This is a genomic window from Streptomyces sp. NPDC048483, assembly GCF_040651455.1.
In the GTDB taxonomy this organism is placed as follows: Bacteria; Actinomycetota; Actinomycetes; order Streptomycetales; family Streptomycetaceae; genus Streptomyces.
Genome location: NZ_JBEZJZ010000034.1, coordinates 1 through 26,280, shown reverse-complemented (window position 1 = coordinate 26,280; position 26,280 = coordinate 1). Strand labels below are relative to the sequence as shown.

Here is a 26,280-nt window from a genome sequence, read left to right as displayed (position 1 = left end):
TTCGTCTTGATGCCCTTGGTTCATATCCTTGACCGTTGCCTCCTTGACCGGCCCGCCTCCCGGGCGGTTCAATCCCCGAAGTCCCCACTCCCGCAAGGGGACACCGCCCCACAGGACTCACGGCGAAGTGGCCCACGTTCACAAGGCGGAACCCTGGAGGGGGCATGAACAGTCTCGACTGGGCCGTGCTCATCGGCTACTTCGGCGTGATGGTCGCGATCGGGGTGTGGTCACACCGGCGCGTGGAGGACGTCGGCGACTTCTTCACCGCGGGCGGCAAGATGCCGTGGTGGCTGTCCGGTATCTCCCACCACATGTCCGGCTACAGCGCCGTGATGTTCACCGGGTACGCCGGCATCGCGTACCAGTACGGCGTCACCTCCTATGTCACCTGGTCCTTCCCCATCGCGATCGGCATCGCCATCGGGGCCCAGCTGTTCGCGGGCCGGCTCAACCGGCTGCGGTCGCGGCTCGGGGTCGCCTCGCCGCTCGAATACCTCAAGAGCCGCTACAACCTGCCGACGCAGCAGGCGCTCGCCTGGTCCGGCGTCCTGCTGAAGATCGTGGACGTGGGCGCCAAGTGGGCCGCCATCGCCACCCTGCTGTCCGTCTTCACCGGCATGTCCCTCAACCAGGGCATCCTCATCACCGGCGTGATCACCGGCATCTACTGCACCGTCGGCGGGCTGTGGGCGGACGCGCTCACCGAGCTGGGACAGTTCGTCATCCAGCTGCTGGCCGGGGTCGCGATGCTGGTCACGGTCATGGGCGAGCTGGGCGGTGTCAGCTCGCTGTGGACCGTATGGGACAAGCTGCCGGACACGCACACGCAGCCGACCGTCGGCCCGTACACCCTCACGTTCCTGCTCGCCTATCTCTTCATCAAGACCTTCGAATACAGCGGCGGCATGTGGAACCAGGCCCAGCGCTTCATGGCCACCGCCGGCGCTCGGCAGGCCCAGCGCTCGGCGCGGCTGTCGGCGGCGCTGTGGTGCGTCTGGCCCGCGGTCCTCTTCTTCCCGATGTGGGTGGCGCCGCTGCTGGTCAAGGCCCGGAGACCGGACGCGTCGGACTCGTATGCGCTGCTGACCGAACGGCTGCTGCCGCACGGCCTGCTGGGGCTCGTCATCGTCGGTTTCTTCTCGCACACCATGGCCATGTGCTCGTCGGACGCCAACGCCATCGCCGCGGTCTTCACCCGCGACATCGCCCCGGCGGTATCGGCCAGGGCGCGGGGCTGGGGCCACCGGGCCGGGCTGCTGGCGGCGCGGCTGTCGACCGTGTCGTTCCTCGCGCTGTCGATGGCGATCGCGACGCAGGTCAATTCGCCGGCGTTCAAGGACATCATCACCATCGTCATCAAGTGGGTGGCCGGTCTCGTCGGACCGATCTCCATCCCGTTCCTGCTCGGCATGCTGCCGCTGTTCCGCAGGTCGGGGCCGACGGCGGCGCTGACGTCCTGGGCGTCGGGGCTGTTCGCCTTCTGGCTGACCAACTACGGGATGGGCGGAGTGCAGCTGCAGGTGCAGATCGCGTCGCCGGTCGCCGTCTCGCTGGTGCTGTTCGTGCTGATCGGGCTGGTCAGGCCGGAGGGGACGGCGGAGCGGGACGCCTTGCTGGCGCGGATCAACTCGGACGGTGACGGGGAGGCGGCCAAGGCCGTGCCCGTTCCGGAGCAGGGGCGGGCGGTTACGGGAGAGGGGGATGCGTCGCGGTCCGGATGACGGCGGCCGCCAGGAGGCCGGCACCCGCCAGCTCCAGCCCGAAGTAGAGCCAGGACGGGTACCAGGAGCCCGGCGGTTCGGCGAGGCGCGCGGCCAGGCGGCCGGCCGCCATCCCCAGCAGGGCCACGGCGACGGCGAGTACCGCGCCACGGCGCAGCGGGTCCGCCGGAGCGGTGGCGGCCCAGCCGAGCAGGGCGGCCATGGCGACCCCGAACCCGCCGTAGACGGCCCGTACTTCGGTGCGGGCCGCCGGGCCGGCCAGCCCGATGCCGAACGGCCGGACCAGTGCGGCGGGCGCGGCCAGCCCGTACAGGCCCATGCCGAGGAAGAAGAGGGCGAGGGCAGCGATGGCGGCAGTGCTCGTCGTGTGCGTCATGTCGGCGAGGATGCCGGGCATGAACCACGACGCGCTTTCACCAACGTGCTGCCCCGAGCCATCGCCCCAGCTCAACCTGTGGCCCGGACGTGCCGTCTACAGCGGCCCCGCCCTGGAACTGGACATGCACGCCGGCTCGGTCTCCGTCCTCGCCGTCGGCAACGAGAGGGAGTTCACGCTGCAGACGGCGGACGGGAGACGCCGTACGGCGCGCAGCGCGCTGATACGCGCACGGGTACCGCACCGGATCGAGGCGCACAGTGGCTGGATGACCTTCTGCTATCTCGAGCCGGGTTCGGCGGCGGAACGCGCCTGTGTGGCAGCGCTGGAGGCGGGCGAGGAACCGGTGAGGGTCTCCGCCGCCGAGGAGAAGGACCTCGTACAGCTGTGTGCGACACCGGAGAGGTCCGAGAGCGCGGACATCGATCCGCGGATCCGGTCCGCCGTACGGAAGGTGCTACGCAACCCGCAACTCCCGGACGGTGCAACGGAGTTCGCTGCCGCCGCCGGGCTTTCCCGCTCCCGGTTCCTGCATCTCTTCCGCGAGCAGACAGGTACGAGCTTCCGCCGCTGCCGGATGTGGGCGCGGATGCTGCGCGCCGGGCGGGCGTTCCTGGACTTCGGCACGCTGACCGACGCGGCCGCGGAGGCCGGCTTCTCCAGCCCGTCCCACCTCAGCAGTACGTTTCACGCCACCTTCGGCCTCCGCCCGAGCCGTTTGCTGACCACCGGCTGCGTGATCATCGACGAGACGTATACGACGCATTACTGGGTGAATGACGACGCTTGCCTGGGCGAATGAGGCGGCACTACGCCCGGGGATAGCGCGCGAGCCAGCCCGGCGCGGACCCGCCCGGCCCGTGCAGCGCCGGTCCCTGCGTCATCTCCATCGAGAAGTCGTCGGCCAGCTGCAGGATCGTCTCCCGGCCCTCCAGCTCGACCAGCAGATCCGGCGGCAGCGCCGTCTCGCCGTGCAGGGTGCCCAGCAGGTTTCCGCAGATGGCGCCGGTCGAATCGCTGTCGCCGCCGTGGTTGACGGCCAGCAGCAGACCGTGCCGGATGTCCTCGGCGACCAGCGCGCAGTACACCCCGATCGCCAGCGCCTCCTCGCCCGTCCAGCCCTCGCCGAGCGACTCCACCCGGGCGGGCGTCGGCATGCCCTGCCGTACGGCGCCGAGCGCGCGCTTGAGGGCGTCGGTGGTCTCCTCGTGGCCGGGGCGGGTGGCCAGATGGGCCAGGGCCTTCTGGACGGCACCGTCGAGGTCCTCGCCGCGGGCCAGCGAATGGCTGATGACGGCGAACGCGCCGGCCGCCAGATAGCCGGTGGGGTGGCCGTGGGTCTGCGCCGCGCACTCGACGGCCAGCTGGAAGACCAGCTGCGGCTCCCAGCCGACCAGCAGCCCGAACGGCGCGGAGCGCATCACCGCGCCGCAGCCCTTGGAGTCGGGATTCTTGGGCTTGTCCACGGTGCCCATCACCTCGTCGCCGAGACCGCTCAGGCAGGCCCGGCCGGGTGCCCGCCGGGCGTAGAGCCACTCCTCGCGGGCGAGCCAGCCGTCGTCCTTCTTGCGCTCGTCGGGGCCCCAGTCGCGCTGGGTGGCGGCCCAGCGCAGATAGGCGCGGTGGACGTCGGTGGGCGGATGCCAGGCGCCGGTGTCGCGGCGCACCTGGGCGCGTATCAGGCCGTCCACGGTGAACAGGGTCATCTGGGTGTCGTCGGTGACCGCGCCGCGCCGCCCGTAGGCGGACACGAAATCGGTCACGCCCTCCTGGCCGTGCGCCTCGCGGATCACATCGAGGGAGTCGAATTCGATTCCCGCGCCGAGCGCATCGCCGATGGCGCCGCCGAGCAGACAGCCGCGGACCCGGCTGCGGAAGTCCTGCTGTTCGGCGCGGCCCCAGATGGCAGTGCTGCCTGCCATTGCACTCACTGCGCCCTCCAGAAACTCACGACGTCCCGGGGCCGTGCAGGCTCCCCGCCGCAGCACTGTAATCGACCGGGAATGATCAGATCGCGGCCCTGGATCGTAATGTGAGCAGCGACCCATGGCGGCTGTGACGGCTCGCGGTGAATGCCAGGATTACGGCCCTCGGCGCGCCCCCCGACCACGCCCCGGTCGCGCCGTTCCGCACCCGCACCACTGTCCTCGCCCGCCCCCTCGACCTCGCCGGGAGAAGCCCCGATGACTCCGCGCTGCGCCGTACTCGACGACTATCAGGGCGTCGCCCTCTCCCTGGCCGACTGGTCGCCTCTCGACGGCCGTGTGGACGTCCGTACACTGCGCCGGCCCTTCGGCTCCGAGGACGAGGTGGTCGAGGCGATCGGCGACTGCGAGATCGTCGTGGCGATGCGCGAGCGCACCCCGTTCCCCGCCTCGCTCCTCGCCCGGCTGCCGCGCCTGCGGCTCCTGATCACCTCCGGGATGCGCAACGCCTCCATCGACCTGGCGGCCGCCGCCCGGCACGGCGTCACCGTCTGCGGTACGGCCAGCAACACCGAACCGCCCGTCGAACTGACCTGGGCCCTGATCCTGGGCCTGGCCCGCAACGTGGTCACCGAGAGCACCGCGATGCGCGCGGGCGGCCCCTGGCAGAGCACACTCGGCGCCGATCTGCACGGCCGCCGGCTGGGGCTGCTCGGCCTGGGCAAGATCGGCACCCGGGTCGCCCGGGTCGGCCAGGCCTTCGGCATGGACGTCGTCGCCTGGAGCCAGAACCTGACCCCCGAGCGGGCGGCGGAAGCCGGCGTACGCGCCACCGCCACCAAGGAAGAGCTCCTGGAGACGAGCGACTTCGTTTCCGTGCACCTCGTCCTCGGCGACCGCACCCGAGGGCTGATCGGCGCCCCCGCACTCCGCCGGATGCGCCGCACCGCCTACCTCATCAACACCGCCCGCGCCGCCATCGTCGACCAGGCCGCGCTGGTCCAGGCGCTGCGCGAGGAGCGCATCGCCGGCGCCGGCCTGGACGTCTTCGACCAGGAGCCGCTGCCCGACGACCATCCCCTGCGCACTCTGCCGAACGTTCTCTCCCTGCCGCACCTCGGCTATGTCACCCGCCGCAACTACGAGGGGTACTTCCCGCAGGCCGTCGAAGACATCACCGCCTTCCTGGCGGGCAGCCCGGTGCGGCTACTGGGGTGAGGGGCGGGGGTGGGGGGCGGAGGTGGGGGTGGCGGGGCCCGGCCGAGCCGGCCTTTCCGTCACGGTCCGGGCGGTTATCCGTTCGATGATGGCGACGCCCCGCGCTGGGCATGCTCTCCCCATGTCCGAGTACGAGTGGGATCGCACCACCATGGCGGTCGTTGCCTCCGCGCTCTCCGGGGACAGCGACGGCGCGGTGGAACTTCTCCGGCCGCTCCCCCAGCGCGATGTCTGCCATATCGCCGTACGGCTCGCCGCCATGGCCGCCGACGCACTGATCGTCGCCGCCCAGGACAGCGGAGGCGACCGCGAGGAGGCACTGTCGCAGTGGCAGCAGTGCATCCTGCAGCACGAGGCCGAGTACGAGGGGGACTGACCGCGCGGTCAGCCTTCGGCGGAGTTGCGCATCCCCTACTCCACCACCGGCAGCAGCTCCGGCAGGTGCCCGTCCGAGGCGAGGGCAGCGGCCTGGCGCGCCTCGGGAACCGTGCCGTAGGTCGTCGTGCGGGCGCGGGCGGGGCGGCCGGCCTGGTCGGCGATGGCGATCAGGTCCTGGATGGAGCGGTAGGAGCCGTAACTGGAGCCCGCCATCCGGGAGATGGTCTCCTCCATCAGGGTGCCGCCCAGGTCGTTGGCGCCCGAACGGAGCATCTCGGCGGCGCCCTCGGCGCCGAGCTTGACCCAGCTGGTCTGGATGTTGGTGATGTGCGGGTGGAGCAGGACCCGGGCCATGGCCGTCACCGCGCGGTTGTCGCGGGTGGTGGGGCCGGGGCGGGCGATGCCGGCCAGATAGACGGGGGCGTTGGTGTGGATGAAGGGGAGGGTGACGAATTCGGTGAAGCCGCCGGTCTCTTGCTGGATCCCGGCCAGCAGGCGGAGGTGGCCGAGCCAGTGGCGGGGCTGGTCGACATGGCCGTACATCATCGTCGAGGACGAGCGGATGCCCAGCTCATGGGCGGTCTTGACGACCTCGACCCAGGTGGCGGTGGGCAGCTTGCCCTTGGTGAGGATCCAGCGGACCTCGTCGTCGAGGATCTCGGCGGCGGTGCCGGGGATGGTGTCCAGGCCGGCGGCCTTGGCCTCGGTGAGCCACTCGCGGATCGACAGGCCGGTGCGGGTCGCGCCGTTGACGACCTCCATCGGTGAGAAGGCGTGCACATGCATGCCGGGGACGCGCTCCTTGACGGCGCGCGCGATGTCGAAGTACGCCGTACCGGGCAGGTCGGGGTGGATGCCGCCCTGCATGCAGACCTCCACCGCGCCGACGTCCCAGGCCTGTTGGGCGCGGTCGGCCACCTGGGAGAGGGACAGGGTGTAGGCGTCGGCGTCGGTACGGCGCTGGGCGAAGGCGCAGAAGCGGCAGCCGGTGTAGCAGACGTTGGTGAAGTTGATGTTCCTGGTGACGATGTAGGTGACGTCGTCGCCCACGGTGGCCCGCCGCAGATCGTCGGCGATACGGCAGAGCGCGTCCAGGGCGGGCCCGTCGGCGTGCAGCAGCGCCAGCGCCTCGGCGTCGGTGAGCCTGGTGGGGTCGTCGGCCGCCTGTGACAGGGCCTGCCGTACGTCCGCGTCGATCCGGGACGGCACCATGCCGGGGGCGGCGGCCTCGCGCAGCGCCTCCCAGTCGCCGTACACCTCGTCGAAGTCGTCGCGGCGGTCCGCCGTGCGGCCTTCGGTGTCGATGGTGTGGTGCAGGTCCGTACGGCCCGAGGAGCTCATCGAGAAGCCCTCGTCGGGCTCCTGCCAGGGGCGGCCCACGACGGGGGCGTCCTCGACCGCCAGGCCCGTCTCCGGGTCGGCGAGGGCGCGGACGTGCGGCAGCAGCCGGGGGTCGAGCCAGGGTTCGCCGCGCTGGATGAACTCCGGGTAGATGGGCAGCCGTTCGCGCAGCGCGAAGCCGGCGGTGGCGCAGCGCTCGGTCAGCTCGTCGATCTGCGGCCAGGGGCGCTCGGGGTTGACATGATCGAGGGTCAGTGGGGAGACGCCGCCCCAGTCGTCGATCCCGGCATCGATGAGCAGCTGGTACTCCCCGTCGACGAGGTTGGGCGGCGCCTGGATGCGGGTCGAGGGGCCCATGATGTGCCGGGCCACCGCGATGGTGGCGGCCAGCTCCTCCAGTTCGGCGTCCGGCATCCCGCGCATCGCCGTGTCCGGCTTGGCGCGGAAGTTCTGCATGATCAGTTCCTGGATGCCGTGGTACGCGCGCTGGATGCGGCGCAGCGCGAAGAGGGACTCGGCGCGTTCCTCGTAGGTCTCGCCGATGCCGATCAGCAGCCCGCTGGTGAAGGGGACGTTGGAGCGGCCGGCGTCCTCCAGGACGCGCAGCCGCACGGCCGGTTCCTTGTCGGGCGAGCCGTAGTGCGGGCCGCCGGGCTCGCTCCACAGCCGCTCGGCGGTCGTCTCCAGCATCATGCCGAGGGAGGGGGCCACGGGCTTGAGGCGCTGGAAGTCCGTCCAGGACAGCACCCCGGGGTTGAGGTGCGGCAGCAGACCGGTCTCCTCCAGGACGCGGATGGCCATGGCGCGGACGTAGGAGATCGTGTCGTCGTAGCCGTGCGCCTCCAGCCACTCGCGGGCCTCGGGCCAGCGGTCCTCGGGCTTGTCCCCCAGGGTGAACAGGGCTTCCTTGCAGCCCATTTCGGCGCCGCGGCGGGCGATGTCGAGCACCTCGTCGGGCGACATGAACATCCCGTGGCCGTCGCGGCGCAGCTTGCCGGGGACGGTGACGAAGGTGCAGTAGTGGCACTTGTCGCGGCACAGGCGCGTCAGGGGGATGAAGACGCCGCGCGAGTACGTGATGACTCCGGGGCGCCCGGCGGCCTCCAGGCCGGCGTCCCGCACCCGGGCCGCCGAGGCGCACAGGTCCTTGAGGTCCTCGCCGCGGGCCTGCAACAGCACCGCGGCCTCGACGGCATCCAGCGCCACGCCGTCGCGGGCCCGCCGGAGCGCGCGGCGCATCGCATTCGCGGTCGGGCGTCCCGGACCACCGGCGGCGGCGTCCGTCTCCCCGCCCGGCCCCCGGCCGGATCCCTGGTCGTGCGCCCGGCCGGTTCCCTGGTCGGATTCCTGAGCAGATCCCTGGTCTGGCCCCTGGTCCGGTCCCTGCGCGCTGGAAGTCATCCTCCGAGCATACGAGCGCCCGCTGACACTGCCGCCGTCGGACAAGCGACCGCCGGTGTGCCACTGATCACGTCAGGCGGAGGTTCCCTCCGTGCGGGCACGGGGCACTCCCGGCGGCGGCGAGGCGCACGCCCCAGCGGCGCGTGGCCGGCGACCGGCCGGGAAGCGCCAACAGCCGTGGTCACAGGCCGGCCAGCAACTCGTCCGAGTACGTCCGGGTCAGGAACTCCATGTTGTGCCCGTCGGGGTCGTCGAGGTACAGGCCGCGGCCGCCGTCCTGGGTGTTGATCTGCTGCGCCCGGGTGTGGTGGGGGTCGGCCCAGTACGGCAGCTCCCGCTTCCCTATCCGCGCCAGGATCGCGTCGAACTCGTCCTCCGTCACCAGGAACGCATAGTGCGTCGGCACGAACTCCTGGCCGGAGGCAACCGCCTCGGCGTAGTCGAGGGTCACCCCGTTGTCCATCTTGACGGCGGCGAACGGGCCGAACGCCTTGGGCTCGGGTGCGCCCAGAAGGTCGGCCAGGAAGCGGGCAGAGGCGAAACGGTCGGTGCTGTGCACGATGGTGTGGTCGAGGCTGGGCATCGCTCTCTCCTTGGACCGTTGATCTGCGAATACGGCGCGGTGACGCCGGGATCCCCAGACACCGCCACCGGGCCGCGGCGCGCTGGCCCGCCTGGCGCTCTGCGGATCCCTCACCACCCACGCTATGACCGTCGGGGGTGGGGGCGGATCGGTCTTCGGTACCGACCTGCGCCCGGTGGCCGTACGTCAATGGTCCTAGGCAGCCGCGGTCCGGCCCCGGCACCGCCGGGGCGCCGCCGCCGCGTCACGAGGACCACGGCCCCCTCACAGGTACCGCTGTTCTTTCACAGACGCTGCCGGGTACCGCTGCCCCTCACAGGTACTGGGCGAAGTCGTCCAGCGTCCGCAGCACCTCCGCCTCCCCGGCCGGCGGCAGTTGCAGCACGACTTCCTGGAGGTCCAGTTCGCGGTAGTGCGCCAGCTTCCCTGGCGTGGGACGGACCGCGTACGGCACCACTTCGGGTTCGCCGGCGCGCCCGGCGTCCGCCCAGGCCTGCCGCAGCACCGGAACGGTTTCGGTCAGGCCGCGCCCGCCGATCGGCAGCCAGCCGTCCGCGTACTCGGCGATCTGCCCGAAGAGCTTGGGCCCGGCCGCCCCGCCGATCAGGGTGCGCGGCGCGCCGTGCGCCGGCTTGGGATACGCCAGAGACGCCCGTACGGACCCGAACTCACCCTTGTAGGCGGTTGGTTCCTCGGCCCACAGCGCCCGCATCAACGCCACCCGGTCGCGCGTCAGCTCGCGCCGCGTCGACCACTCCACGCCGTGGTCGGCGGCCTCCTCGACGTTCCAGCCGTAGCCGACGCCGAAGGTGAAGCGGCCGCCGGAGAGAAAGTCGAGCGTCGCGATCTGCTTGGCGAGGCCGACCGGGTCGTGCTGGCCGACCAGGGTGATGCCGGTGCCCAGGCCCAGCCGCTCGGTGACGGACGCGGCCTGGCCGAGCGCGATGAACGGGTCGAGGGTCCGGCCGTACTCGCGGGGCAGCGGCTCCCCCATGGGGGCGGGGGTGTCACGGCTTGCCGGGATGTGGGTGTGCTCGGGCAGATAGAGCCCGGCAAAACCGCGTTGTTCCAGCTCACGGGCCAGCCGGTCCGGCCGGATCGTCTCGTCGGTCAGGAAGATCGTGGTCGCGATCCGCATGCTGGGGACACCTCCGTCAGGCGTGTGGGTGACCGAATGTTCCCGCACCGCCCGCCGGTTATCCACAGGTCTTTCCCTCCGTGTCACACCCGCGTACAACAGTTTTCACAGGGCGACACGAGGCGACAGCAGGCCGACACACAGCGACAGCAGCGGTAGGGGGGCAGCGATGGAACGACGCGATGTTCTGAGGCTTTCGGCAGGTGCAGGTGCAGCGGGGGCGCTGACGCTCGGCACTGTGAGCTTCGCCGACGCGGCACCCGGTGCCGGACGCACCGAACCGGCCGACGGAGCCGAGCGGACGCGAAGAATCACCGGCCATCTGCCGACCGGAGCCCCGGACTTCGTCTATCTGCCGGTCGAAGTGCCGCACGGCGTACGGGAGATCACCGTCGCCTACACCTACGACAAACCCCCCGTCCCCGAGGGAACGGCCGGCAACGCCTGCGACATCGGCATCTTCGACGAGCGCGGCACGGACCTCGGCGGCGCCGGCTTCCGCGGCTGGTCGGGCGGGGCCCGTACGGAGTTCTTCCTGCGCGCCGACGACGCCACCCCCGGCTACCTCCCGGGCCCCGTCAACGCCGGGACCTGGCACATCGCCCTCGGCCCGTACACCGTCGCACCCCAGGGTCTGGCCTACGACGTCGCCGTCACCCTCCGCTACGGCCCTCCGGGACACACCCCCGCCCCGGTCTACCCTCCCGAGCGCGCCCGGGGCCGCGGCCGCGCCTGGTACCGGGGCGACAACCACCTGCACTCCGTCCACTCCGACGGCAAACGCAGCCCCGCCGAGATCGCCGCGCTGGCCCGCGCCGCCGGCCTGGACTTCCTCACCACCTCCGAGCACAACACCACCGCCGCGCACCGCGCCTGGGAGGGGCTGTGGGGCGATGACCTGCTCATCCTGACCGGCGAGGAGATCACCACCCGCAACGGCCATGTGGTGGCGATGGGCACCGACCCGGGCGTCTTCATCGACTGGCGCTACCGGGCCCGCGACAACGCCTTCGGCAAGTACGCCCGCGCCATCCGCCGGGCCGGCGGGCTGGTCATTCCGGCTCATCCGCATGCCACCTGCATCGGCTGCAACTGGAAGTTCGGCCTGAACGACGCCGATGCGGTGGAGGTCTGGAACGGCCCGTACACCCCTGACGACGAGGTCACCCTCGCCGAGTGGGACAACACCCTGGTCGCCCACACCCGCGGCCGCGCCGCCTGGCTGCCGGCCGTCGGCCACAGCGACGCACACCGCGACCCGGATGTCGTGGGCCTGCCACAGACCGTCGTACTGGCCGAGGACCTCTCGCGGCACGCCGTCCAGGACGGCATCCGCGCCGGCCGGGTCTGGATCGCCGAGTCCTCGAAGATCGACCTCACCTTCGCGGTCACCGGCGAACACGGCGAACACGCCGGCATCGCCGAGCGCCTGGAGGTCTCCCGCACGACCAGGGCGACCGTCCGGCTGAAGGTCTCCGGCGCCCCAGGCTGCACGGTCTCCTTCGTCACCGACCAGGGCCGCCTGCACACCTCCCCCCTCCCACCCTCCGGCACCGGCACCGTGACCTGGCAGACCACCCCCGATCACGCCGCCTATGTACGCGCCGAGGTCCGCCATCCGTCCACCACGGCGGGGCTTCCGGGGCCGATGGCGGCGATGACCAATCCGGTCTTCCTGGGGAGGGGGTGAGGGGCACGGCGGGGCGGGATCCGGCCGCCGGGGGCTCCGCGGGAGGTGCGAGCGCGGCGGCCGGGCGGTGCGTCAGCCGTTGGCGTCGGGCAATAGCGCAGCCGGTGGACCGGTCGGCAACCCGACCGGAAAGATCCGCGTCTCGCCGCCGTAGCCGTCGCCTCCCGTGGTCACGTTGGCAGCCAGCCAGCGGCCGTCGGGTGACCAGGCCAGCGGCCCACCGTAGGGACCGCCGCGGTGGCGGGTGACGATTTCGTGGTCGGCGACCCTCAGAACACGAAGTTCGCACTCCCAGGGCTCGCGATACCGGTCCGTCTGCACGGTCACCGCGAGATAGGCACCGTCCGGGCTCACCGCCAGACCCCACGTCCGTTTCCAGGAGTCGGTGATGGTGTCCACGATGCTGCCGGTCGGCAGACCCACCACATGGATCTCCGGCCCCATACCGCCGACGAACATCCGGGACTCGTCCGCGGTGAACGCCACACACTCGGCATCGAACTCCGGCGTCTTCATACCGTCGGGCTCGTTCGCGCCGCACTCTGGAGGGGAGTTGACGAATTCGACCCAGTAGTCCTCGCCGTAATTCACGCGGTATCGCCCGGTGCGTGACCGTGTGCGCCCCGGCTCCGAGGGTATGTCGACGGGCGCGCCCGCGGCCACGTCGTACGCCCACCTTGTCGAGCCTTCATAGCGCTCGTTCAGCGCCACCACGTGTTTCCCCGGCACCCACTTGAGACTGGGGGAGAGACCCAGCCCTGAGTTGGCACGGTCGTGCTCGGTCCAGCCGTCGGTTTCGTAGATGACCAGCCCGTCGCGGTCGCTGGTGACGGCCAGATAGCGGCCGTCGTCGGAAAAGGCGAGGTCGCCCGGGGTGCCTTCTTCCTTGGGAAGATCCTCGAAGGGGGTGAATGTGGCCGTGCGGTGGCGCAGATCCGGAATGTTTGGGGCCTCCTCGCGGCGCAGGTGATCGGCGGCCACGGGGTAGGCCGTCGTACCCCAGGAGTCTCCGGGGTTGAGCTGCTGCGTCCAGCGCGGATCGGTCACCCGCACGGTGTACTCGGCCTGTACGAGCAGGTCTTCGTCCTGCCAGCCCCACGACCGCTCGTAGTGGAAGTCATGGAGCCGGGCGAAGTGGTCATCCGTTGGCGGGTAGTTGTCGCACGAGGTCCGTTCGACATGGTTGATGAACCATCGCGTGTGGGTGTTGACCCAGTCTTCGTCCCCGATCTGGTCGACGGTGATCAGTTCACCCAGCGGTCCGTCCCATCGCGCCCGCTCCCACAGCAGATGAAGGAAGAAGCCGGGCTCGTCCGGCAGCGGCGGAAAGGTCTTGGACTCCGTGTCGTAGTAGACGACGAACACCGTGAACGTCACCTCGCGCCGATCGGGCGCGACGTCGAGCACACGGACGCCGTACAAGTCGGTGGACATGGGCAGGCAACCTCACAGGGAGAGCGGAGGCGGGGAGGCGGGCGACAAGCGGCAACGCGCAGCACCCCGTGGAAGGAAAGGCCGGTGCGGCCAATTTCGAGCCTTCCACGATCCCGGCCGGCCGGGCCACGGCTTTCGCTCATGATCTCCGGATCATCTCGCCGGCCTTTGCGATCAGCAGAGCCCTGCCCCGGCCACCGCCCGGAGTTCCGCCGCCTACGGAATCAGTCCTCCACCACCATCGCCGGCGTGGCGCGTGTCAGCACCGCGCCCCGGAAGAACGCCGGGCTGCGCCGCTGCATCACCAGCATGATGACGACGCCGACCAGGAGCAGGCCGACGCCGATGACGAAGACCGAGCCGACGCCGAAGACCGAGCTGCCGGAACCGTAGGAGGGGTTCCACATGTCGATGAGGGTCTTGAAGAAGACGGCCGCGAGGAGGGCACCGCCCAGGGCCGGGAAGACGCCCTTGAACAGCAGGTCGCGGACCGAGTTGCGCAGGTCGCGGCGGAAGAACCAGGCGCAGTGTGGCCCCTCTCTCACCCCGGCCAGACGATCGCCTGCAGCTCGCTGTAGGCATGCAGCGCATACGAGCCCACATCGCGCCCCACCCCGCTGCGCTTGAAGCCGCCGAACGGCGCCTCCATATTGCGGCCGACCGTGTTGATGCCGACGCCGCCCGCCCGCAGCCGCCCCGCGACCCGGAAGGCGCGGGCCACATCGCCGGACCAGACGTAGTCCAGCAACCCGTAGTCGCTGTCGTTGGCCAGCGCGATGCCCTCCTCCTCGTCGTCGAAGGGGACGACCACGACCACCGGGCCGAAGATCTCCTCACGGACCGCCCGCATCTCGTTCGTGCAGTCCGCGAAGAGCGTCGGCGCGACATAGAAGCCGCGCTCCATCGGCGGGCGCTCGCCGCCGGTGACCAGTCGTGCACCCTCCTTCACGGCCAGTTCGATGTACGACTCGATACGGTCCCGGTGCGCGGCGGAGATCACCGGGCCGACGACCGTTCCGGGGTCGGCAGGGTCGCCCACCGTCAGCCGTCCCGCGTACCGGGCGAGCCCCGCGACCAGGCGCTCGTAGATGCCACGCTGCGCCAGCACCCGCGTCGGCGCCGTACATATCTGGCCGCTGTAGAAGGCGAAGGTGGTGCCGATACCGGCCACCGCGCTCTCCAGGTCGGCATCGTCGAAGACCAGCGCCGCGCCCTTGCCGCCCAGCTCCATCAGCTGCCGCTTCATACCGCGGCCGCACTCCTCGGCGATCTTCTGACCGACGGCTGTCGAACCGGTGAAACTGACCATGTCCACGCCGTCCGCGGCGACCGCCGCCTCGCCGGCCTCCGGCCGCGCGCCGGTGACGACATTGACCACCCCTGGCGGCACCCCGGCCTCCGCCAGCGCCTCGGCCATCCGGTACACCGACAGCGGATCCTGCGGCGCCGGCTTGACCACGACCGTATTGCCCATCGCCAGCGCCGGGGCCACCTTGCCCGCAGGGTTCGCCCAGGGGTTGTTGTACGAGGTGATGCAGGTGACGACGCCGACCGGGCGGCGCACGGCGAGCGCGCCGAAGACGCCCGCCTTCCCCATCGGCCCGGCATCGTTGACCTGCGGCGGAAGCCCGGCCTCCACCGGCTCCAAGGCCCCGCGCGCATACCGCTTGAAGCGGGCGACGGATACCCCGACCTGCATCCCGCGCGCGGTGCCGGCCGTCGCACCGCTCTCCGCCTGCGCCAGCTGCGCGTACGGAACGAACTCGCGGCGCATCACCTCGGCGGCCCGGTCCAGGACGCTCGCGCGTTCCTCCGGCGCGGTGCGCGACCAGCCCTCGAACGCGTCGCGGGCCGCGGCCACCGCCGCCTCCACCTGCGCCCGGCTCGCCTCCGGGGCCCGCCCGACGACCTCCTCGGTCGCCGGGTTGATCACGTCGTAATGGCCGCCCTCCGGCTCCAGCCACTCCCCGCCGATGAACAGCCGTTCGGCGCCCGGCCCCGCTCCGCTCACCTGGTGCTCACCGTCCTCGTGTCCCGCCCCGACCGCAGCACCGTTCCCGGCACCGCCCCGGTCACCACGTCGTCGCGGATCGTCTCCACGCCGTTGACCCGTACGCTCACCACCCCGATCGCCTTCGAGTCCAGCCGCGGACTGTCCCCCGGCAGGTCGTGCACCAGCGTCGCGGGCCCGGCGGCTATCCGCTCCGGGTCGAAAAGGACCAGGTCGGCGTGGTAACCCTCGGCTATCCGGCCGCGCTCGCGCAGCCCGAACAGCCGGGCCGGATCGTCGGTCAGCATCTGTACGGCCCGCTCCAGCCCGACGAGCTTGCGGCCGCGCAGGCAGTCCCCGAGGAAGCGGGTGGTGTACGGGGCGCCGCACATCCGGTCCAGATGGGCGCCGGCGTCCGAGCCGCCCAGCATCACGTCCTCGTGCTGCCAGGCCTCCTGCCGCAGCGCCCAGCTGTCCGGGTCGTTGTCGGTGGGCATCGGCCACAGGACCGTACGGAGATCGTCGTGGGCACAGATCTCCACCAGGCAGTGGAAGGCGTCCTGACCGCGCTCGGCGGCGATGTCGCGGACCACCCGCCCGCTGAGCCCTTCGTTCGCCGCGGAGTAGGTGTCACCGATGACATACCGCTCGAAGTGGATCAGGCGGCGGAAGACCCCGGCCTCCTTGCTGTCGGCGCGGCGCAGCATTTCGGCCCGTACGTCCGCGTCGCGCAGCCGGGCGATCCGTTCGGGCACCGGCAGACCCAGGATCTCGCCCCAGCCCGGGATGAGGTTCAGGGCGCAGAAGGTGCCCAGCGACATGTTCATGGGCGTGAGGATCGGCATGGTCAGCGCCACTATCCGGCCGCCTGCCTTACGGGCCCGTTCGCTGGGGACCAGCTGGCGCGGTACGCGTTCGGGCACCGCCGCGTCGATGGTGAGCACATTCCAGTTCAGCGGGCGTCCGGCGGCCGCCGACATCTCGACGAACAGATCGATCTCGTCGTCGTCGAACCGGTCGAGGCACCCCGCGACGATGGCTTCGAGCTGGGTGCCTTCGTGTTCGGCCACCGCGCGGGAGAGCGCGAGCAGTTCGTCGGGGCGGGCGTGCCGGGAGGCGACCGGTTTGCCGTCGCCGTCGGAGTGGGTGGACGACTGGGTCGTGGACAGCCCCCAGGCCCCGGCGGCCATCGCGTCATGGAACAGCCGCAGCATGTCCGCCATCTGCTCGGGCGTCGGCTGCCCGCCCACCGCGTCCGCGCCCATGACATGCCGGCGGAGCGCGCAATGGCCCACCATGAATCCGGCGTTGACGGCGATCCGCCCCTCCAGCGCATCCAGATACTCCTCGAACGTGTGCCAGTTCCAGGGCGCGCCCTCCTCCAGCGCGACCAGCGACATGCCCTCGACCTTGCTCATCATCCGCCGGGTGTAGTCGGCGTCCTCGGGGCGGTCGGGATGCAGCGGGGCGAGGGTGAAGCCGCAGTTGCCGCCCGCGACGGTGGTGACACCGTGGTTGAGCGAGGGGGTGGCGTACGGGTCCCAGAACAGCTGGGCGTCGTAGTGGGTGTGTGGATCGACGAAGCCGGGCGCGAGGACGAGCCCCCGGGCGTCCTCGCTCGTACGGGCCTCCTCGGTGACCGTCCCGGGTTCCGCGACGATGGCGATCCGCCCGTCCCGGATGCCGAGGTCGGCGGCGTAGGAGGGGGCGCCGGTCCCGTCCACGACGGTCGCGCCCTTGATCAGGTGGTCGAGCATGGCGGGGATCCCTTTCTCGGTGCGGTTCGCGGGGCGGCGCGCGGCCAAGGCGCCGCTCCCTCCGGCAAGGACAGGCCGGTCCAGGCCCTGCTCCTAGCTGCCCGCCGCCTGGCGGAACCGCGTGGTCCGGTGCACCGGGTCGGTGTCGATCTTCGGGATGACGTGCTCACCTATGAGCTTGATGCTGTTGAGGGTGTCCTGGTGGCTCACCCCGATCGGCAGCCCGAAGGAGAGCTGGTCGGCGCCCGCCTGCTCCCACCTCTTGCACTGCCGCAGCACCTCGTCCGGATCGCCGCAGATCATCAGCTCCTCGGCGATCAGCAGCTCGATGATCTCCTCGGTGTACTCGGGGAGGAGCTCGGGCCACTCCGGTATGCCCTCGGGCCGGGGGAAGGTGTCGTGGTAGCGGAAGAGCAGCGACTGCAGGTAGTTGAGCCCGCCGCCGACGGCGATCTCCACGGCCTTTTTGTGCGTTTCCGCGCAGATGGCCGTGGACGTCACCATGACGTTGTCATTGACGAAGTCCCCGACCGCCTCGGCCTCCTTGACGGCGGTCTTGTACGACTCGACGACCCACTCCATGTCGGAGACCTTCTGCACGCTGAAGCCGAGCACGCCCAGCCCCTTCTTGCCCGCCATCGCGTACGAGGACGGCGACCCGGCGGCGTACCACATCGCCGGATGGGACTTCCCGTACGGCTTGGGCAGAACCTTGCGCGGCGGCAGCTCCCAGTGCTTGCCCTTGAAGCCGACGTACTCGTCCTGGAGCCACATCTTGGGGAATTCCGCGATGGTCTCTTCCCAGATTTCCTTGGTGTGGTTCATATCGGTCACACCCGGCATGAAGCCGAGAATTTCGTGACTGCCGGCGCCCCGCCCGGAGCCGAACTCGAAGCGGCCACCGGAGAGATGGTCGAGCATCGCGACCTTCTCGGCGACCTTCACCGGGTGGTTGACCGGGGCGAGCGGGTTGAAGATGCCGGAGCCGAGGTGGATGCGCTCGGTGGCGTGTGCGAGATAGCCCAGGAACACATCGTTGGCGGAGATGTGGGAGTACTCCTCCAGGAAGTGGTGCTCGGAGGCCCAGGCGTATTTGAAGCCGGACCTGTCCGCCTGGATGACGTACTCGGTCTCCTCCATCAGCGCGTGGTGCTCGGCGTCGGGGTCGACCTTCGCCCGCGCCGCCGGCACATATCCCTGCACAAAGAGCCCGAATTCCAAGGGAGTTCACTCCTTCGGGGTGCGGGGGTCGCCCCCCGGAAAATTACCGTCCGTTGATTACTTTCCGTCGATGAACACCGCACGTTCTGTCACGTCTTCGACGGTACCCCGACCCACCGACAATCCGTCCGGCCGAGCCGAAGGAGGCCCGCGCGGGAGTCATGCAGGGGCCACGCGGAGGCCGTGGCGGCCGCCCCGGCAGCTGACCTGACGGGCCGTCAGCTTTCGATCCCGACCGACTCTGGCACCGCCCGCACCCACCGTCAATACCTGACGCTCCGTCAGCCAAGGCCGTATGCGGCCCCCGCCCTCGCGCCCCGCCCGCGCCCCGCCCTCAGAAGACCGAGACCCCCGCCATCCACCCCCCGTCGATCACAAACGGCTGCCCGGTGATGTACGACGAGTCCTCGCACGACAGGAAAAGGGCCAGCCGGGCCACCTCCTGCGGCCGCCCGATCCGCCCCATCGGGACGGCCTTCCCGTAGAACTCGTCCAGCGCCGCGCTGCCCGCCTCATCGGCCGCCTTGGGTCCGCCGTCCGCCGCCACCCGGTCCGGGTTGGTCATCGGCGTATCGACCGCCCCCGGGCACATCGCATTGACCCGGATCCCCTTGCCCGCCAGCTCCATCGCCGCCACCCGCGTCATCCCGACGATGGCGGCCTTGGTGGCGGCGTACGACGTCAGAAACGCCATACCGGTCAGCGCCGTGTACGAGGCGGTGTTCACGATGGTGCCGCTGCCGGCCGCCACCAGCTCGGGCGTCACCGCCTTCATCCCCAGGAACGCGCCGACCTGGTTGACCTGGACCACCTGCTGGAACTCGTCCAGTGGCGTATTCACCAGCTCGTTGAAGCGCAGTATCCCGGCGTTGTTCACCAGCCCGTCGATCTTCCCGAACGCCGTCTTCGCGGCAGCGACCGCCGCCGCCCAGTCCGCCTCCTGGCTCACATCCAGGTGGACGTACCGCGCCCGCTCCTCCCCCAGCTCCTTGGCCAGCGCCTCCCCCGGCCCGTCCAGCACATCACCAAGGACCACCCGCGCCCCTTCCGCCACAAAGAGCCGCGCCTCCTGCTCACCCTGCCCGCGCGCCGCACCCGTGATGAGGACGACCCGGCCTGCCAGCTTTCCCATGCCCGCCTCCCAGCGTTCCCGTGGGGCACGGCGGCCCGCGCCGCCCGCCCTCACCCGACTCACTCACTCACTCACTCACTCGCTCGCTCACTCACTCACTCGCCACTCCGGCCGCCGCCCAGCTGTGGCCCATCCGCCGCCCGGCCACCGCTCAGCCGTCGAGATGCACCGCGACCCCGCTCCCGAACGCGGCCATCTGATCCGTCAGTTCGCTTCTGCTCCGGCTGCGGAACCGCACCTGTATCTGGTCCACGCCCATCGCCCCGTACTCCCGCAGCGACTCCGCGATCCGCTCCGGCGCCCCGCAGAGGGTCCGCCGCCCGACCTCCCAGCCCGGCTCGCCCACGTACAGCGGCTCCGCGATGGTCCCGATGGCGATCGGCTCCCCGACCCCGGCCGCCTCCCTGAGGGCCAGCAGCTTGGCTATCTGGCCGGGGAGCTGGTCCCGCCGGTCGCCCTGCGGCAGCCACCCGTCGCCACGCACCGCGGCCCGGCGTACGGCGGCGGGCGAGGAACCGCCCACCCAGATCGGCGGCCGCGGCGTCTGCACCGGCCGCGGCGCCTGCCCCAGCCCCGAGAACGCGTACCGCGCCCCCTTGAACTCGGGGAATTCCTCCGGCCCGAGCGCCGCCTTGAGCGCATCGATGCTCTCGTCCAGCACCGCGCCCCGCCGCGCGAACTCCACCCCCAGCGCCTCGAACTCCTCCTGCACATGCCCGGCGCCGACCCCGAGGATCAGCCGTCCGCCGGAGAGGTGATCCAGCGTCGCGTACTGCTTTGCGCTGATCAGCGGGTGTTTGAGGCCGACCACGGCGACATGGCTGAGCAGCCGCACCCGCTGGGTCACGGCCGCGAGATGGGCGAGGGTGGCCACCGGGTCGTACCAGACCGTGCTCATCGCCCCGGCCAGCCGCCGTGGAATCGCGATGTGCTCGCAGCAGGCGATATACGCGAACCCGTGCCGGTCGGCGGCCCGCGCGATCTCGACCAGATCGGCGGGCCCGGCCGCCGCCTCCCAGCTCTCCGCGTAGATCGTGCTCTGCGACTGCACCGGAAGCTGTATCCCGTACGCCAGTCGCCCTTCGGGCAGTATCCGCACCATCTGGACGGCTCCTCTGGATGGGGATCGGACGGTCACCTGACGGCCATCTGACGGCCCGTCATTTACCGCGGGGCCATCGTCGTGGCTGACGGGGCATCAGGCAAGGGGGGCGGCAGGGCCGGCGTCCGGGCAGGAGCAAGGGGGAAACCAGGTCGGTTGACCTGCATTGCTGCCATGGATGCCGTGAGGTGGCCTGGAAGCGTGACGAAGGCGGGGCCGGACGGGTGACGCCCCGACACTTTGATATGAGCGCCGCGGTTAGGGGCTGTGGCAGTGCGTTGCGAGCATCCGACGAGGGACGCTCCGGAGGTACGAGCGTCGTACCCCGCCGTTGAACGCATCTGCCGGAAAGGGATACACGTCATGAAGATCGCCAAGACTGCTGCGGGTGTTGTCGGCGTCGCGCTGGCCCTGGGGGCCGCCTCCCCGGCACTTGCGGCTTCCGGGCCGCGCGGTGGCGAGAAGAAGATCGTGGACGGCACGACCGTCAAGCGCGGTGTGCACGGCCCGCTGAGTACCCCCCTCAGCGTCGGCACGCTCGTCGGCTCGCTGGGCGGGGTCGCCGACAAGCTGAACGCCAAGAACGCCACCAACCCCACCAAGGCCAAGATCAAGAAGATCATTCACGCCCCCAAGGCCGCTCGCTGATCGTCGGCCACTGAGACTTCGGCGCCCCTTCCGACCGGGGCGCCGAACCCTGGCCACCGGCTCGACACAGCGGCGCCGGCGTGGCATCGCACGAGGCGGGCCGGCCCCTCCCCGCAGGGCAAGGCGCTCCCCGCACAGACCGGTCAGCGCCCCGCCGCCCCCGGCCCCCAGAGCCCCTCCCCGGTCAGTCCCAGCAGCTCGATCGCATTGCCCCGCACGATCCGCTCCACCACATCCGGCGCCAGATGCCCCATCTGCGCCTCGCCGACCTCTCGCGACTTGGGCCAGGTCGAGTCCGAGTGGGGGTAGTCGGTCTCGTAGAGCACGTTCCCCACCCCGATGGCATCCAGGTTCTTCAGCCCGAAGGCGTCGTCGAAGAAACAGCCGTACACATGCTCCGCGAAGAGTTCGGACGGCGGGCGGAGGACCTTGTCGGCGACGCCGCCCCAGCCGCGGTTCTCCTCCCAGACCACGTTCGCGCGCTCCAGGATGTACGGGATCCAGCCCACCTGACCCTCGGCGTACATGATCTTGAGGTTGGGGAAGCGGTCGAACATGCCGCTCATCAGCCAGTCGACCATCGAGAAGCAGCAGTTGGCGAAGGTGATGGTGGAGCCGACGGCGGGCGGCGCGTCGGGGGAGGTCGACGGCATCTTCGACGAGGAGCCGATGTGCATGGCGACGACCGTTCCGGTCTCGTCGCAGGCGCGCAGGAACGGGTCCCAGTAGTCGGTGTGGATGCTGGGCAGGCCCAGGTGCGGCGGGATCTCGCTGAAGCAGACCGCCCGCACGCCGCGGGCCGCGTTGCGCCGCACCTCGGCGGCGGCCAGCTCCGCGTCCCAGAGGGGGACGAGGGTGAGCGGGATCAGCCGGCCCCGCGCCTGCGGGCCGCACCACTCCTCCACCATCCAGTCGTTGTACGCGCGCACCCCCAGCAGCCCCAGCTCGCGGTCCTTGGCCTCGGTGAAGGTCTGGCCGCAGAAGCGGGGGAAGGTGGGGAAGCAGAGTGCGGACTGGACATGGTTGACGTCCATGTCGGCCAATCGCTCCGGCACGCTGAAGGAGCCCGGACGCATCTGCTCGTAGGTGATGCCCTCCAGCTTGATGTCGTCGCGGGAGTAGCCGACGGCGGTGTCGAGGCGGGTCAGCGGGCGGTGCAGGTCCTCGTACACCCACCAGTCGGCCATCGGGCCGTCGTCGCCGGGAGCGCCCATCTTCGGGGCGAACTTACCGCCGACGAAGGTCATCTCCTTCACGGGTGCCCGGACGATGCGCGGGCCGATGTCCTGGTACTTCGACGGGAGCCGGTTCCGCCAGACGTGCGACGGCTCCACCGTGTGGTCGTCCACCGAGATGATCTTCGGGAAGCCCGGGAAGGCCGGGGAGGTCTCCGTGTTCATGTCCGGTACGGTAGCGCCGATCTGACGATCCGTCAGTAATGAGTTGCGGGACGACGGCGCGACAGCGGAACACCCCGCCAGGCGCCGCGACACACACGCAACGGGAACCGCGGAGAGGTGCGTTCGCGTACAAGGCCCAGGGAAGGCGCACAAGGGGGCGCACGGAATCTGCTCCTCCGCGCCCCTCCGTACGCCTCCCCGCAGCACCCGCCCGCCTCCGAGGAGGCTTTGTGCACGCTCCGGTTCCCTACTGACGTAGGGGGCTTCCACAAGGCAGACTGACCGTTGCGCACTGCGGATGCGTGCGAACTGCGCGTATACGAACGGGACAGAGCAGGGAGAGATGATGGACGACGGTACGGGGCAGCGGCAGGAGCGGCTCCGCTTCACCGTGCTCGGTCCCGTACGGGCCTGGCACGGCGAAACGCCGCTGGCGGCGGGCTCCCCGCAACAGCGCGCGCTGCTCGCCGCGCTACTGCTGCGCGGCGGCCGCACCGCCACCGCGGCCGAACTCGTCGACGCCCTGTGGGGCGACGAACCTCCGCACGCCGCGCTCGCCGCGCTGCGTACCTACGCCTCCAGGATCCGTAAGGCGCTCGGCGCGGACGCCGATGCGCTGGTCAGCGAGTCGGGCGGCTATGCGATCCGGCCGACGGACGGCCACCCGCTCGACCTCGATCACGATCACGCCGAGCAGCACGCCGCCGACGCCGAGAAGGCCAAGGCCTCCGGCGACCGCGCCCGCGCCCGCGAACTCCTCGACCACGCCCTGGCCCTGTGGGACGGCGAGCCGCTGGCCGGCCTCGCGGGCCCGTACGTGGAGACCCAGCGCACCCGCCTCGAGGAGTGGCGGCTGTCCCTGATCGAGACCCGTCTCGAACTCGACCTGGAACTGGGCTACCACGCCGACGCGGTCTCCGAGCTCACGGCACTCACCGCCGCCCACCCCCTGCGCGAGCGGCTGCGCGAACTGCTGATGCTGGCGCTGTACCGCAGCGGGCGGCAGGCGGAGGCGCTGGCGGTGTACACCGATACCCGGCGGCTTCTCGACGACGAACTGGCCGTCGAGCCGCGCGCATCGCTCTCCGAACTCCAGCAGCGGATCCTCAAGGCGGACCCCGAGCTGGATCCGCCGGCCACGGCCCGCGAAGGCCGAAGCTTCGGTGAACCGGCTTTCGTCCGTCCGCAGCAACTCCCCGCCACGGTCTCCGACTTCACTGGTCGCAGCGCATTCGTGACGGAGCTGAGCGATCAACTTGCCACCGCCGAGGGACGCGTCATGGCGGTCTCCGCACTAACCGGTATCGGCGGCGTCGGCAAGACCACCCTCGCCGTGCAGGTCGCCCACGCCGCGCACAGCCACTTCCCCGACGGACAGCTCTACGTCGACCTCCAGGGCGCGGGCCACTCCCCGTCCGAGCCGGAAGCGGTCCTCGGCGCTTTTCTGCGCGCCCTGGGCACGCCCGACGCCTCCATCCCCGACGGCGTCGAGGAGCGTGCCGCGCTCTACCGTTCCTCGCTGGCGGGGCGCCGGATTCTCACCCTCCTGGACAATGCTCGCGACGCCGCCCAGGTCCGCCCTCTGCTGCCCGGCACGGAAGGCTGCGCGGCGCTGATCACCAGCCGGGCCCGCATGATCGACCTGGCCGGGGCCCACCTCGTCGATCTCGATGTGATGAGCCCCGACGAGGCGTTCACCCTCTTCACCCGCATCGTCGGCGAGGAGCGGGTCAACGCCGAACGCGAGGCGTCCATGGACGTGGTCGGCGCCTGCGGGTTCCTCCCGCTCGCCATCCGCATCGCCGCCTCCCGCCTGGCGGCCCGCCGCACCTGGACGGTGTCCGTACTCGCCCGCAAACTCGCCGACGAGCGCCGCCGCCTGGACGAGCTCCGGGCCGGCGACCTCGCCGTCACGGCGACGTTCGAGCTGGGCTACGGACAGCTCGAGCCACGGCAGGCACGCGCCTTCCGCCTGCTGGGACTGGCCGATGGCCCGGACATCTCGCTGGCCGCCGCCGCCGCACTGCTCGACATGGACATCGACTCGGCGGAGGACCTCCTCGAGTCCCTCGTCGACACCTCGCTGCTGGAATCCGCGGCTCCCGGCCGCTATCGCTTCCACGACCTCGTCCGGCTTTACGCGCGGTCCTGCGCGGAGCGCGACGAACAGCCGGCGCAGGGAGGCGAGGCGGCTCTGTCCCGGCTGCTGGACTTCTATCTGGCGACTGCGGCGCATCGGTATGCGTCCGAGCGTCCGGGTGACCGCTTGATCGACCAGATGGAGAGTCCGCACTACCCCGGACTGGTCTTCACGGACCGCTCGGAGGCGCTGAGCTGGCTGTTCAGCGAGACCCGGTGCCTTATCGCCTGCGCGCTGCAGAACACCGGTCAGGGTGCGCTGCGGCGGTCTGTTGACCTGCTGCTGCTTACTAGGGACATCGCTGAGTCGGGTGCCACCAACCGGGAATTCGAGCAGGCCCACCTCGCCCTGCTCGCCGCCGCGCTCGAGGCCGACGACAACCATGCGGCGGGGCGCGTGCACTGGGCACTTTCTCCCCTGTACATCCAGTCCGGCCGGCTCAGCGAGGCCGATGAACACGCCAAGCTCGCCACGCTGCGCGGGCTCGCGGCCGGCGACTCGTTCTCCGCCTCCCAGGGGCTGAATGACCGCGGTGTCATTGCCGGCCTCAGGAACCGCCACGAAGAGGCGGAGGCGTATATGAACCAAGCCCTGATCGCCTTCCGCGAAAACAACAACAAGCAGTCCGAGGCCAGCGCACTCTGCAATCTCGCCCGTATCCATCTGGGCATTGGGCGGGTGGACCATGCGGTTACGCTCGCCGAGCAGGCCGTCGCCCTGTACGAGGAGGTGGGCGCTTCACGGCGGCTGGCCAACGGCAAGTACAACCTGGGCATTGCCCTCACACTGGCCGGTCGGCTGAACGAGGCCACTCAGCAACTGACGGAGGCCCTCATCATCTTCCAGGACACCCGTCAGCGGTTCTGGGAAGGAATGACATATCTCCGGCTGGCTGAGGTCGAACTGGCATGCCGTCATTTTGGCCAGGCCGCCAATTACGCAGAGCAGGCGCTCGCCGCGCTACGGAGTATCGGTGGAGACCGTTGGCGCGCCAGCGCCCTTGCGACACTCGGCAACGCCTTGAGCGAGATCGGCCACACCGGACGTGCACAGGTGTGCCGACAGGAAGTCCTCGCCATCCGCAAAGAATTGGGCTTGTCGGTAGACAATGACAAGCAGGCGCTTCTGCCCCCAGCCGCTGTCGCCTAGCAGCAGCTCAGCGTTGCTGCTGCTGCCGTTTATCGATCGTTCATCGCCACGCGTCAGTCTCTTGTTAACCGATCCGCCGCCTCGGGGGGCAAGCGGCTCGGTGAGCAGGCCCCACCGATATGGTGTTCGGCCGCGGCCCGCCCGTCCGGCGACCCTCGGGGGAGTTGCCGGGCGGGTGGCGCCAAAAGCGCCCACACATAGGAGTTGATCACGTGAGCACCGAGAACCAGCCGCGATCGAGTGACGACAAGGACATTGTCAAGCCTCTCGACACCACCATGCCGATCGGCGCCGCGACCACGCCGCAGGACACGACCCGCGGCAAGCGGCGACCCGGCACGGTCGAGGCGAAGGACACCACCATGCCGATCGGCGACCCGAAGAAGCAGTAAGCCACCACGCAAGACCCGGCCCAACAGGGCCTGGGGACCCGGGGGGCCCGGAGGCCAACTCGTCGGCATTGGCCCAAAAGGGCCCGGCAGTGCTCATCCCAGGCGCCTCCGCCCGTTCCACTACGAACTGTCGACTCAAAC

General features: G+C 70.6%; 20 protein-coding genes and 1 pseudogene. 8 read left to right on the top strand and 13 right to left on the bottom strand.

Annotated features, from left to right (window positions below; genetic code table 11):
- The first annotated feature begins 164 nt into the window (after positions 1–164).
- A complete protein-coding gene (locus tag AB0D04_RS19310; RefSeq protein WP_362704511.1) occupies positions 165–1,724 on the top strand; it encodes a sodium:solute symporter family protein in 1,560 nt (519 codons plus the stop codon).
- On the opposite strand, the gene AB0D04_RS19305 is transcribed toward AB0D04_RS19310, so the two are convergent.
- Positions 1,690–2,100, bottom strand: a complete 411-nt coding sequence (locus tag AB0D04_RS19305; protein WP_362704508.1) for a DUF4345 family protein — start codon at positions 2,098–2,100, stop codon at positions 1,690–1,692. The two genes, AB0D04_RS19310 and AB0D04_RS19305, sit on opposite strands and share 35 nt — an antisense overlap.
- Before the next feature lie 19 nt (positions 2,101–2,119).
- Here AB0D04_RS19305 and AB0D04_RS19300 point away from each other — a divergent pair, with 19 nt between their 5' ends.
- A complete protein-coding gene (locus AB0D04_RS19300; protein WP_362704505.1) occupies positions 2,120–2,902 on the top strand; it encodes an AraC family transcriptional regulator in 783 nt (260 codons plus the stop codon).
- 7 nt (positions 2,903–2,909) lie between these two features.
- Here AB0D04_RS19300 and AB0D04_RS19295 read toward each other — a convergent pair whose 3' ends face one another.
- Positions 2,910–4,022: an ADP-ribosylglycohydrolase family protein gene (locus AB0D04_RS19295; protein ID WP_362704503.1), complete on the bottom strand. Its 1,113-nt coding sequence runs from the start codon at positions 4,020–4,022 to the stop codon at positions 2,910–2,912.
- A gap of 261 nt (positions 4,023–4,283) precedes the next feature.
- Here AB0D04_RS19295 and AB0D04_RS19290 point away from each other — a divergent pair, with 261 nt between their 5' ends.
- Positions 4,284–5,243, top strand: a complete 960-nt coding sequence (locus AB0D04_RS19290; RefSeq protein ID WP_362704502.1) for a D-2-hydroxyacid dehydrogenase family protein — start codon at positions 4,284–4,286, stop codon at positions 5,241–5,243.
- A 121-nt stretch (positions 5,244–5,364) separates the two neighbouring features.
- Entirely contained in the window at positions 5,365–5,619 is a 255-nt protein-coding gene (locus AB0D04_RS19285) for a hypothetical protein (protein WP_362704500.1), read from the top strand.
- Positions 5,620–5,654: 35 nt separating this feature from the next.
- On the opposite strand, the gene AB0D04_RS19280 is transcribed toward AB0D04_RS19285, so the two are convergent.
- From AB0D04_RS19280 to AB0D04_RS19270, 3 genes are all read right to left on the bottom strand, one after another.
- Positions 5,655–8,363 (bottom strand): bifunctional FO biosynthesis protein CofGH, encoded by a 2,709-nt coding sequence (locus AB0D04_RS19280; protein WP_362704498.1) that lies wholly within the window; start codon positions 8,361–8,363, stop codon positions 5,655–5,657.
- 181 nt (positions 8,364–8,544) lie between these two features.
- A complete protein-coding gene (locus AB0D04_RS19275; RefSeq protein ID WP_362704495.1) occupies positions 8,545–8,946 on the bottom strand; it encodes a VOC family protein in 402 nt (133 codons plus the stop codon).
- Positions 8,947–9,259: 313 nt separating this feature from the next.
- Entirely contained in the window at positions 9,260–10,084 is an 825-nt protein-coding gene (locus AB0D04_RS19270) for a TIGR03619 family F420-dependent LLM class oxidoreductase (protein WP_362704492.1), read from the bottom strand.
- Positions 10,085–10,253: 169 nt separating this feature from the next.
- Between AB0D04_RS19270 and AB0D04_RS19265 the strand changes: the two genes are divergently transcribed.
- Positions 10,254–11,774 (top strand): CehA/McbA family metallohydrolase, encoded by a 1,521-nt coding sequence (locus AB0D04_RS19265; RefSeq protein WP_362704490.1) that lies wholly within the window; start codon positions 10,254–10,256, stop codon positions 11,772–11,774.
- 72 nt (positions 11,775–11,846) lie between these two features.
- On the opposite strand, the gene AB0D04_RS19260 is transcribed toward AB0D04_RS19265, so the two are convergent.
- The 7 genes and pseudogenes from AB0D04_RS19260 to AB0D04_RS19230 all read right to left on the bottom strand — a co-directional run bounded on the left by AB0D04_RS19260 (position 11,847) and on the right by AB0D04_RS19230 (position 20,410).
- A complete protein-coding gene (locus AB0D04_RS19260) occupies positions 11,847–13,208 on the bottom strand; it encodes a WD40 repeat domain-containing protein (protein WP_362704488.1) in 1,362 nt (453 codons plus the stop codon).
- Between the two features lie 224 nt (positions 13,209–13,432).
- A pseudogene (locus tag AB0D04_RS19255) lies at positions 13,433–13,735 on the bottom strand (amino acid transporter); the annotation flags it as partial.
- A 14-nt stretch (positions 13,736–13,749) separates the two neighbouring features.
- Entirely contained in the window at positions 13,750–15,219 is a 1,470-nt protein-coding gene (locus tag AB0D04_RS19250; protein ID WP_362704486.1) for an aldehyde dehydrogenase family protein, read from the bottom strand.
- Positions 15,216–16,955, bottom strand: a complete 1,740-nt coding sequence (locus AB0D04_RS19245) for a D-aminoacylase (protein ID WP_362704484.1) — start codon at positions 16,953–16,955, stop codon at positions 15,216–15,218. Before AB0D04_RS19245 ends, AB0D04_RS19250 begins: the two co-directional genes overlap by 4 nt.
- Positions 16,956–17,048: 93 nt before the next feature.
- A complete protein-coding gene (locus tag AB0D04_RS19240) occupies positions 17,049–18,176 on the bottom strand; it encodes an LLM class flavin-dependent oxidoreductase (protein WP_362704482.1) in 1,128 nt (375 codons plus the stop codon).
- Positions 18,177–18,510: 334 nt separating this feature from the next.
- The gene (locus AB0D04_RS19235) at positions 18,511–19,308 is read right to left on the bottom strand and encodes an SDR family NAD(P)-dependent oxidoreductase (RefSeq protein WP_362704479.1); all 798 of its coding nucleotides are present in this window, start codon (positions 19,306–19,308) and stop codon (positions 18,511–18,513) included.
- Positions 19,309–19,459: 151 nt separating this feature from the next.
- Positions 19,460–20,410 carry a TIGR03619 family F420-dependent LLM class oxidoreductase gene (locus AB0D04_RS19230; protein ID WP_362704477.1) on the bottom strand — a complete coding sequence of 317 codons (951 nt, stop codon included), beginning with the start codon at positions 20,408–20,410 and terminating at the stop codon, positions 19,460–19,462.
- 363 nt (positions 20,411–20,773) lie between these two features.
- Between AB0D04_RS19230 and AB0D04_RS19225 the strand changes: the two genes are divergently transcribed.
- Entirely contained in the window at positions 20,774–21,058 is a 285-nt protein-coding gene (locus AB0D04_RS19225; protein ID WP_362704475.1) for a hypothetical protein, read from the top strand.
- A gap of 143 nt (positions 21,059–21,201) precedes the next feature.
- Here the strand turns inward: AB0D04_RS19225 and AB0D04_RS19220 are convergent, their stop codons facing one another.
- A complete protein-coding gene (locus AB0D04_RS19220; RefSeq protein ID WP_362704473.1) occupies positions 21,202–22,458 on the bottom strand; it encodes an amidohydrolase family protein in 1,257 nt (418 codons plus the stop codon).
- A gap of 346 nt (positions 22,459–22,804) precedes the next feature.
- Between AB0D04_RS19220 and AB0D04_RS19215 the strand changes: the two genes are divergently transcribed.
- Positions 22,805–25,747 carry a BTAD domain-containing putative transcriptional regulator gene (locus AB0D04_RS19215; protein WP_362704471.1) on the top strand — a complete coding sequence of 981 codons (2,943 nt, stop codon included), beginning with the start codon at positions 22,805–22,807 and terminating at the stop codon, positions 25,745–25,747.
- A 212-nt stretch (positions 25,748–25,959) separates the two neighbouring features.
- A complete protein-coding gene (locus AB0D04_RS19210; RefSeq protein WP_362704469.1) occupies positions 25,960–26,139 on the top strand; it encodes a hypothetical protein in 180 nt (59 codons plus the stop codon).
- The last annotated feature ends 141 nt before the right edge of the window (positions 26,140–26,280 follow it).

Coding starts and splice junctions, on each gene's coding strand:
- AB0D04_RS19310 (WP_362704511.1), top strand. CDS start 165: ATGAACAGTCTCGACTGGGCCGTGCTCATCGGCTACTTCGGCGTGATG.
- AB0D04_RS19305 (WP_362704508.1), bottom strand. CDS start 2,100: ATGACGCACACGACGAGCACTGCCGCCATCGCTGCCCTCGCCCTCTTC.
- AB0D04_RS19300 (WP_362704505.1), top strand. CDS start 2,120: ATGAACCACGACGCGCTTTCACCAACGTGCTGCCCCGAGCCATCGCCC.
- AB0D04_RS19295 (WP_362704503.1), bottom strand. CDS start 4,022: ATGGCAGGCAGCACTGCCATCTGGGGCCGCGCCGAACAGCAGGACTTC.
- AB0D04_RS19290 (WP_362704502.1), top strand. CDS start 4,284: ATGACTCCGCGCTGCGCCGTACTCGACGACTATCAGGGCGTCGCCCTC.
- AB0D04_RS19285 (WP_362704500.1), top strand. CDS start 5,365: ATGTCCGAGTACGAGTGGGATCGCACCACCATGGCGGTCGTTGCCTCC.
- AB0D04_RS19280 (WP_362704498.1), bottom strand. CDS start 8,363: ATGACTTCCAGCGCGCAGGGACCGGACCAGGGGCCAGACCAGGGATCT.
- AB0D04_RS19275 (WP_362704495.1), bottom strand. CDS start 8,946: ATGCCCAGCCTCGACCACACCATCGTGCACAGCACCGACCGTTTCGCC.
- AB0D04_RS19270 (WP_362704492.1), bottom strand. CDS start 10,084: ATGCGGATCGCGACCACGATCTTCCTGACCGACGAGACGATCCGGCCG.
- AB0D04_RS19265 (WP_362704490.1), top strand. CDS start 10,254: ATGGAACGACGCGATGTTCTGAGGCTTTCGGCAGGTGCAGGTGCAGCG.
- AB0D04_RS19260 (WP_362704488.1), bottom strand. CDS start 13,208: ATGTCCACCGACTTGTACGGCGTCCGTGTGCTCGACGTCGCGCCCGAT.
- AB0D04_RS19245 (WP_362704484.1), bottom strand. CDS start 16,955: ATGCTCGACCACCTGATCAAGGGCGCGACCGTCGTGGACGGGACCGGC.
- AB0D04_RS19235 (WP_362704479.1), bottom strand. CDS start 19,308: ATGGGAAAGCTGGCAGGCCGGGTCGTCCTCATCACGGGTGCGGCGCGC.
- AB0D04_RS19230 (WP_362704477.1), bottom strand. CDS start 20,410: ATGGTGCGGATACTGCCCGAAGGGCGACTGGCGTACGGGATACAGCTT.
- AB0D04_RS19225 (WP_362704475.1), top strand. CDS start 20,774: ATGAAGATCGCCAAGACTGCTGCGGGTGTTGTCGGCGTCGCGCTGGCC.
- AB0D04_RS19220 (WP_362704473.1), bottom strand. CDS start 22,458: ATGAACACGGAGACCTCCCCGGCCTTCCCGGGCTTCCCGAAGATCATC.
- AB0D04_RS19215 (WP_362704471.1), top strand. CDS start 22,805: ATGGACGACGGTACGGGGCAGCGGCAGGAGCGGCTCCGCTTCACCGTG.